This is a genomic window from Plectonema radiosum NIES-515 (genome assembly GCF_025753815.1).
GTDB lineage: Bacteria > Cyanobacteriota > Cyanobacteriia > Cyanobacteriales > Nostocaceae > Hassallia > Hassallia radiosum_A.
Map to the genome: position 1 here is coordinate 1 of NZ_JAOWRF010000233.1, position 9,027 is coordinate 9,027.

Annotated in this window: 7 protein-coding genes; 4 read left to right on the forward strand and 3 right to left on the reverse strand. The window is 42.2% G+C overall.

Going from position 1 to position 9,027, the window contains the following annotated elements; genetic code table 11:
* Window positions 1-822 (reverse strand): SGNH/GDSL hydrolase family protein (locus OGM63_RS15840; RefSeq protein WP_263746552.1); only part of this gene is annotated, 822 nt, incomplete at its 3' end.
* 188 nt (window positions 823-1,010) lie between these two features.
* The gene (locus tag OGM63_RS15845) at window positions 1,011-2,432 is read right to left on the reverse strand and encodes an ammonium transporter (RefSeq protein WP_318528469.1); all 1,422 of its coding nucleotides are present in this window, start codon (window positions 2,430-2,432) and stop codon (window positions 1,011-1,013) included.
* Between the two features lie 1,056 nt (window positions 2,433-3,488).
* On the opposite strand from OGM63_RS15845, the gene OGM63_RS15850 reads away from it, so the two are divergent.
* A complete protein-coding gene (locus OGM63_RS15850) occupies window positions 3,489-3,629 on the forward strand; it encodes a hypothetical protein (protein WP_263746553.1) in 141 nt (46 codons plus the stop codon).
* A gap of 116 nt (window positions 3,630-3,745) precedes the next feature.
* On the opposite strand, the gene purE is transcribed toward OGM63_RS15850, so the two are convergent.
* On the reverse strand, window positions 3,746-4,237 hold the full coding sequence (gene purE, locus OGM63_RS15855; protein WP_263746554.1) for a 5-(carboxyamino)imidazole ribonucleotide mutase: 492 nt from the start codon (window positions 4,235-4,237) through the stop codon (window positions 3,746-3,748).
* A gap of 177 nt (window positions 4,238-4,414) precedes the next feature.
* On the opposite strand from purE, the gene nagA reads away from it, so the two are divergent.
* The 3 genes from nagA to OGM63_RS15870 all read left to right on the forward strand — a co-directional run.
* A complete protein-coding gene (gene nagA / locus OGM63_RS15860) occupies window positions 4,415-5,572 on the forward strand; it encodes an N-acetylglucosamine-6-phosphate deacetylase (protein WP_263746555.1) in 1,158 nt (385 codons plus the stop codon).
* Between the two features lie 221 nt (window positions 5,573-5,793).
* On the forward strand, window positions 5,794-6,201 hold the full coding sequence (locus OGM63_RS15865) for a hypothetical protein (RefSeq protein WP_263746556.1): 408 nt from the start codon (window positions 5,794-5,796) through the stop codon (window positions 6,199-6,201).
* 516 nt (window positions 6,202-6,717) lie between these two features.
* Window positions 6,718-9,027 (forward strand): tetratricopeptide repeat protein (locus OGM63_RS15870; RefSeq protein ID WP_263746557.1); only part of this gene is annotated, 2,310 nt, incomplete at its 3' end.

The window sequence follows — 9,027 nt, forward strand, 5'->3', positions numbered from 1 at the left end:
CAGTTCAATCTGAGTGTAGATTTGCAACGCAGAACGCCACACAAGATAGCCTTGGGGACTTAGGTGTAAGCCATCGGTAGAGAATTCTGGACGAAGATAACCAAGGTTATTGGAAAACAGGGGATGCAAGTTGAGATATTTCACATTTGCTTTTGTGGCTATATTTTGTAGCTGTTGATTCAATGAGCGAATGCGACTGTTCGGAATAGCCAAGAGTTTCTCTCGTCTTTCCCAAGTTGCTTCTTCTCCTCCATGTGGCAAAATCGACTGAACCACAATTTGCGCTTTTGGATGCACTCGTTGCAGGGAAGTGATAATTTGTCGCTGATTCTCTAAAATTGTCTCATCGCTTGCACCCCGGATGAGGTCATTAATGCCAATCATCACAAAAATTGTATGAGGCTGGGTGCGGTTAAATATATCTAATCTTTTCAATAGTCCTTCGCTAGTTTCTCCAGAAATTCCCTGATTTAGCCAATTTCTGTCTTCAGGTAATAACTCTGCAGGAAACCACAAGGAGAGAGAATCTCCCGCGAGGATGCTTAAATTTTGGGGAGGTTTCTCAGCAGCGACTTTAGCTTCTTTTTTGAGGACATCTACCCACTGGGGATAAGTGAATTTATGGTGAGGTCCTAGTTTAGGTGTAGGTGTGACTTGGGGTTGAGTGTTGTCCTTGACTGGTGTGGCAGTATGTGCAGACCCAAAAAAAGCGGTCAAACCCTGCTGTCGTAAAATTAGCAAGGCGATCGCTAACATCAGTATGCCGTTGATTACTACGGAGAAAAATGCCCAGGTAGGAAAAATTTTTGCTGGAGTAGACACAAGGCGCGATATTTACTAATTCTTTGAATCAGATTTTAGATGATTTAAATCGAATTAGAGCAATCCTCCGCAGATTTATGAAAATATCGAGCTTCATATCCCCGACTTATTTCATAAGCCAGGGATATTGTATGACCACGCTCTTCTAAACGGACTGCTATAGAGATCGTCAAAAGTCAGAAATTGCACTACCTATTAGTAACACTAATGCGCTCTCCGAATTCTTCGTTGTATCCTTCTTCACCATGTTCGTTGATATCCATGCCTTGCAGTTCGGCTTCTTCTTTGACTCGCAACCCGACTGTGACATCTAGAATCTTCAAAATAATCCAGGTGCCGACACCAGCAATGATATAGGCAATGGCAACGGCGATAATTTGCGTTACCACTTGACCGGGATTGCCAAACAGCAAGCCATTTTTACCTGCTGAGTTGACTGTGGTGGTGGCAAAGACTCCGGTGATAATCGCTCCGATTGTCCCACCGACACCATGCACGGGAAAGGTATCTAAGGCATCGTCAATATTGACTTTGTGCTTGAAGCTGACGGCATAAAAGCAAACAAAGGAGGTGATACCACCAATTAATATCGCAGCTAGAGGTGTGACAAATCCGGCGGCTGGGGTGATACCAACTAATCCGGCGACTGCACCTGTGGCTGCACCGACTGCTGTTGGTTTACCGCGCAAGACTTTTTCGAGGATGAGCCACGTTAAAGCTGCCGCTGCTGCCGCTGTGTTGGTGGCAACAAATGCGGCTGTTGCCAAACCACCTGAAGCTAAGGCACTACCTGCGTTGAAGCCAAACCAGCCAAACCACAGCAAGCCTGCACCCAACAAGATGAAGGGAACGTTGTGAGGAGGGCTGAGACGGTCTGGATATGTTCTTCGAGGTCCGAGGTACATGGCAGCGACGAGGGCAGAAACGCCGGAACTAATATGCACGACTGTACCCCCTGCAAAGTCTAGGGCACCCATTCCACCAGCCAAGCCCAAAAATCCGCCTTTAGCCCATACCATGTGCGCTAGGGGGGAGTAAACAAAGGTAGACCACAGTAGTACAAATAATGAGTAAGCGGTGAAGTTCATCCGCTCGGCGATCGCACCACTAATCAACGCTGGGGTGATAATGGCAAACATGGCTTGATAAATCATGAATGCCTGGTGGGGAATTGTCGGCGCATAAGAAACTATTTCCGCAGGGTTTGTGCCTTTGAGATAATCGGTTGTCTCTAAGCCGACACCGTTTAACCCAAACCACTCTAATCCGCCGATGAAGGGATTACCTGGTGCAAAAGCTAGGCTGTAGCCCCACAAAATCCAGGTGACTCCCACGATCGCCATCAGCACGAAGCTCATCATCAATGTATTCAGAATGTTGCGCGATCGCACAAATCCACCATAAAAAAACGCTAGTCCCGGTGTCATCAACAACACCAGTGCTGCACAAATCAGCATAAACGCTGTATCGGCAGATTCTTGAGCGCTACTAATCGCCGCGTTCACATCTGTGGGTGCTGCGAAGGCATTACCCATCAACGGTCCACCTAGAAGCAATGAGGCGATCGCCCCAATCATTAGAACTTTCTTCAACACTTCTTTTTTGTTCATGAGTACCAACAATTTTATGTTTTTCTCGCTATTTGAGTACTTTTTGATACTCACCTTTCTCTCGGAAGTTACTCAAATTTAGTTTCGGGAAAATCTATCTAAAATATACTCCTTTTTATAGTTGCAAAACTTTAAAATAATGTGCATATTATCAGTTTTTGGCATTTTTTGTTTCCCGCAATCGCATTTTCTGAAAAATCAACATTTCACCAAGAAAGTTTAAATTCTTTAGTATTTTTTTGAACAAATGTGAACTTTTCTCTTGATTAAGTTTACTCTTTTTGACTACACCAAAAATAGCTTAATCCTTACTACTCAAGTTGCTTCTGTCAAGATTATTGAAGTTAGTAAACTAATGTTACCTCTCTAGATATTACGGATATTTATCATCAACTATTATTATGTATTTTATATAACAGTCAAGTGTCCTTCATTGACTCTTTAAAATTATTATTTCAAAACATAATTTTCTCAAAGGATAACTGAGCATAAGCGATAAGATGTGCATAGTTTTTATGTATCTTGCTGCCAATTGGGAATGATTGCACTTCCTAGCAAGGGATGCCAGGGTCGAGTGCACCTACTTATTCATTGTTTTTTCTATTCCAAAAGCCGTGATTAATAAATTTAATTACCAGTCACAAAACTAAGTTTTATTCAAGAGTTGGGGAAAAATTATCTCATTCTTGAGTAATTTGATTTTGGGAAAAATTACTTTTTTTAATATCAACACCTGAAAATTATGCAATAACGCACAAACAGATCCAAACAGAATTCATCAGCATGATTTCTGTAGAAAACTTTCGGTGAATCGACGAATTAAGTTGATTGATTTTCTATTACGCCAATCAATACTTCTGTAGCCTTGAATACAATTTTTTGGTTTTTTCCGCTGCCAGCAACTACCGCAACTGCCAAGTCAGGTAACTATCCGTTATTGTGTCAGCATTTTCGGACATCGGTAGAGAAAAGTCAACAATTTATGAAATTTAAATAATATAAGTTAATTTTTTTTACTAAAATAGGACTTACCCACGCTCTCAAATAAAATATCATGTGTATAAAACGAATTTAGTCGTTCCAGGATGGATGACAATCACCAAAATATGGGTAGCGATCGCCAAAATATCGTCAAAAAATCAGGTTTTAATGCCGGAAATTCATACATCATATTTGGTCTTTTCTGTCAATGCGTAAGTCCTATAAAAAATATAATGCTGTTTTTATTAATTAGGAAACTTATTAAATTTAATACAAGATATTCAATTAACGAAAATATTGCAGTATAATATACTACCATAACTTTGCGGTTATTACATCTGCTGCAAATATTGCTGATAGCCTAATTGTTCTAACTTTGCTTGCTTTGCTATTACCGATTCGCAGAGATTTTGGCGATATTTTTGCACTTTTTCGAGTAATTCAGGTTGGTGGGTAGCGAGAATTTGAACTGCCAAAAGACCTGCATTTGTGGCATTACCTATTGCCACAGTGGCAACAGGGATACCCGCAGGCATCTGTACAATAGAATACAGGGAATCAAGTCCTTGTAAGTGACGACTGGGGACGGGAACACCGATAACCGGAAGTGGAGTTAAAGATGCAACCATTCCGGGAAGATGAGCAGCACCGCCAGCACCGGCGATAATTACTTTAATACCGCGTTGGTGTGCAAGTTGTGCGTATTCAACCATGCGTTCTGGGGTACGATGGGCGCTGAGGATGGCAACTTCGGTTTGAATGCCAAATTCTTCACAAATAGCGATCGCACCCTGCATGGTGGGTAAATCTGAATCGCTACCCATAATAATACTGATCATAAGAATGGGGAATGGGGACAAGGGGGACAAGGGGACAAGGGGACAAGGGGACAAGGGGACAAGGGGACAAGGGGGACAAGGGGACAAGGGGAAAAAATGCCCAATGCCCAATGCCCAATGCCCAATGCCCTATTAGCAATTAGCAATTAGCAAACTATCGTCATGAGCAAAGCAACACCCATAGATATTATCAACGCTAGAGTGCCGGGATACAAGGATTTGCAGATGCTCTTGGTACGTGAGGGTATAATTGAGCGAATTATACCAATGGGTACAGTTTTCAACTTTGTTGCACCTCCTGACTTAGAATTGCTCGATGTTGCTGGTGATTGGGTTTCTTTGGGTGGTGTCGATTTGCAGATTAACGGTGCGCTGGGGTTGGCATTTCCAGAATTAAAAGCTGAAAATTTCGACTTTCTCCAGAAAATCTGTGAATATCTTTGGGATGTCGGGGTAGATGGATTTTTGCCGACGCTGGTGACAACTTCGGTGGATAATATTCAGCGATCGCTTGCTGTCATGGCTGATTTTATTTCTCGTCAAAAAACAGGTTCCCAAATTCTCGGCATCCATCTAGAGGGACCATTTTTAAACTTGCAAAAGCGGGGCGCACATCCAGCAGAATATCTGTTACCTTTAACAATTGAAGAAGTAAAGCGAGTTTTGAGCGATTATGCTCAGATTATCAAAGTCATTACCCTAGCACCAGAGTTAGATCCTACTGGTGAAGTCATTCCTTACTTACGTTCAAAGGGCATTACCGTTAGTTTAGGGCATTCTCAAGCCACCGTCGCCCAAGCGCAACATGCCTTTAAACTGGGTGCAACGATGGTGACTCATGCTTTTAACGCCATGCCATTATTACATCATCGCGAACCAGGATTATTAGGAGCAGCAATTATTGAGCCTGATGTCATGTGTGGTTTTATTGCTGATGGTGAGCATGTTTCGCCTATTATGCTACAAATTTTAGTACGCGCTAGTTATCAAAAAGGACTTTTTTTAGTCAGCGACGCTTTATCGCCTTTGGGACTTCCTGATGGGGTATATCCTTGGGATACTCGGCAAATTGAAGTTAAAAACGGTACGGCAAGATTGCCAGATGGAACCTTATCGGGGACGACTTTACCTTTATTCGTGGGAGTGCAGAATCTGGTGAAGTGGGGTTGTGATGTAGAAACTGCAATAATTCTCGCAACCGAAGCACCCAGACAGGCAATTAAATTACCAGGAATTTCCCCAAATCAAAGAGCTAATTTATTACGCTGGCATTGGGATGAAGCGACAAAAGAACTCACTTGGCAGCGACTATTAAGCTAAATTTTGCGTAAACTGACATCTTGCACCTGACGATTAAAATCGCGGCTACTCGAACAAAGCAGGCACACGCAGGCTTCAAAACCGTTGATTTTCCGTTAGTCCGCGCAGGCGGACTTCGTTTGTATAGCCGCGACTTCCAGTCGTTTGGGCTGGGGGTGAGGTCGTGAAAGGTAATATATATCTATGTGGTTAATAATAGACTAAATAGACTTCATAAACCAATGGATATAGCTCTACTTGTTAAATTTCTCGCTCCCTGTCTACCATTTTTGTTGAAAGTGGGTAATAAAGCCGTAGAAGGGGCATCTGAAAAAGTAGGCGAAGATGTTTGGAATAAAGCCAAAGCTATTTGGGCTAAGTTACGTCCCAAGGTAGAAGCGAAGGAAGCAGCTAAAGAAGCAGCAACGGATGTGGCGCAAAAGCCAGAGGATGAAGATTTACAAGCAAGTTTGCGGGTGCAGTTGAAGAAGATTTTGGATGCGGATACAGCACTTGCAGAGGAAATAGCTAAGATTTTGCAAGCATCGACTGACAAACCCGGTGACAATATTCAGGTGAGTGCTAATGCTTACGACCAAAGTTCAGTGAAGCAAGTTGGGAAGATTGACGCAAACCAAGTGAGTTTTTAATTGAGTAGGGTGGGCAGGGTACTGCATAGTGTCAACTTAAGCTAAAAATGGCTTATCTGTTGGCTTTCTCACCCGCCCTGAAATGAATTTCAGGGCTAATAGCTAAAGTAAACTGAAGTTTACTATCATATTTTTCACATTATTTAGTCATCTTTAGATGACTTTAGCTATTAGCAAGGAAATTTATTTCCTTGCGAGACTGGGGTCTTACCTGAAGTTGACACTAATGAGTACCCTACCCTACAAATTTTCATGTTTTGAGTTCCGAACACCAACTTCCGAGTTCTGAACACAAAGTTTCGAGTTCCAAGCACCAAGTTTCGAGTTCTGAACACAAAGTTTCGAGTTCCAAGCACCAAGTTTCGAGTTCTGAACATGAAGTTTCAAGTTCTGAACACGAAGTTTCAAGTTCCAAGCACGAAGTTTCGAGTTCCAAGCACAAAGTTTCAAGTTTCAAGCACGAAGTTTCGAGTTCACAGCTAGAATATAAACTATAATTTTGACTTGCTGTAAGCAATGGCAGAAGAAGCCAACCCCAGTAACCCAAACAACATTGAAATGAATCTCACTGCCTACGGTGACAGTAAGGGAACTCAAGTAGGACAGATAAATGCAGCAGAAGTCAAGATTATTGTTGACCGAATAGAACCAATATTAGAGCTATTTCAACAAATCCCCAAACCAGAATCGCCTGGAGTTCTCAAAGCTGGCGACTCTCCCATAAGTTTGGCTTACTGGCAGGGACGGAAAACAGAAATCGCCCAAATACAGCAATGGTTAACTGATGAAAATACATTCCTAATTGGCATAGAAGGCATCGGTGGCACAGGTAAATCGATGCTGGCAGCTAAAATTTATGACGAAATTGAGGGTTTTCCTAAGCGATTTTGGGGTGATGTCCGTAATGGGGCAAGTTTTAGCGATTTAGCTAGGCAAGTATTGACAGAATTTGGCTTTCGGGTTCCAGAACAAGAAGCAAAGTTAGTGGAAGCGCTAGTTAAGTGTTTGCGTTCTGGTCAATTTTTACTGATTATTGACAACCTAGAAAGTTTATTACAACCAGATAGACAGTGGGGAAGTTTATTCTACGGCGACTTTTTCAACGCTTGGGTAGAATCTGGTGGAAATAGTAAGGTGTTAGTCACTACCAGAGAAAGACCAGAATTAAAAGGCTTTGAATGGCTAACCCTGAAAGGTTTGCAAGTAGAAGAAGGGGTAGCACTGTTAACTGCATTGGGCATTCGCGGAAATTTAGAGGAGTTTGTCGAATTGGTAGATGGGCATCCCCTACTGTTGAGCTTGGTAGCAGGTTTCTTAAAAGACGAATATCGCCAAGACCCGGATTTAAGACGACTAGCAGATTTAGGCTTAGGGAATTTACGGCAGTTGTTGACAGATGATCGAGTAGTGGGTATGCATCGCCTAAAAAATGTGGGGATGGTGTTGGTGTTGGATGCCAGTTTTGAGCGATTGAGTGAATTGCAAAAGGCTTTATTGCTCAATATTAGCGTTTTTCGTGGTGCAGTTGATAGTACAGCAGCAGTGGCAGTGTTGCCAGGAACTTCACAAACAGAGATTGAGCGAGAATTGAGGAACCTTGTTAAGCGTTCTTTGTTGTTAGAAAAACTCAATGGTAAGCGGTGGTTTGAGTTTCAGCCAGTTGTTTTAGAATATGCGCGGTGTAAAGCTGGTGATCAGGCAGTGGTGCATCAACAAGCCATTGATTACTATCGTTTGAATGTTAAACCAGCACCTTCTTGGCAAATTAGAGAAGATATTAAGGAATATCTAGAAATCTTTTATCACTCGTATCAACTAGAAAATTATGACTCGGCATTCGATGTATTAGACTTTTGCGGTGATTTTTTGACTTTGCGGGGCTATTACACTGACCAAGTTGACTTATACAGCCAGTTGATAGCAGCTTGGGAAAAAATCGGCGAGAGAGAAAACTGGAAATATCAGGCTGCTCTCACAAGCTTGGGCAATGCTTACATCTCTTTGGGGCAATACCAACAAGCGATTGAGTTTCACCAACAATCATTAGATATAGCCAGAGAAATCGGCGATCGCAATTCTGAAGGCAAATCTTTAGCTAATTTGGGTCTTGTTTATTTAAATCAGGGGCAATACCAACAAGCGATTGAGTTATTTCAGCAGTCAAAGCAAATAGCTACGGAGATCGGCGATCGCAATACTGAAGGCTTATGCTTAATGAATTTGGGTGCTGCTTACTTAAATCAGGGACAGTACCAAGAAGCAATTGAGTTATTTCAGCAATCAAAGCAAATCGCTAGGGAGATAGGCGATCGCAATTCTGAAGGCAAATGCTTAATGAATTTGGGTATTGCTTACTTATACCAGGGGCAATACCAACAAGCGATTAAGTTCTTTGAGCAGTCAAAGCAAATCGCTACGGATATAGGCGATCGCAATACTGAAGGCAAATCCTTAGGTAATTTGGGTAATGCTTACTTAAATCAGGGGCAATACCAACAAGCAATAGATTTCTTCCAGCAGTCAAAGCAAATCGCTACGGATATAGGCGATCGCAATTCTGAAGGCTTATGCTTAATGAATTTGGGTATTGCTTACGGCTCCTTGGGGCAATACCAAGAAGCGATTGAGTTTTTGCAGCAGTCATTGCAAATTGCTAGGGAGATCGGCGATCGCAATGGCGAAGGTAAATCCTTAATGAATTTAGGTGTTGCTTACTACTCTCTAGAACAGTACCAACGGGCAATTGAGTTCCACCAGCAGTCTTTGGAAATATCTAGGGACATAGGCGATCGCAATGGCGAAGGTAAATCCTTAATGAATTTAGGT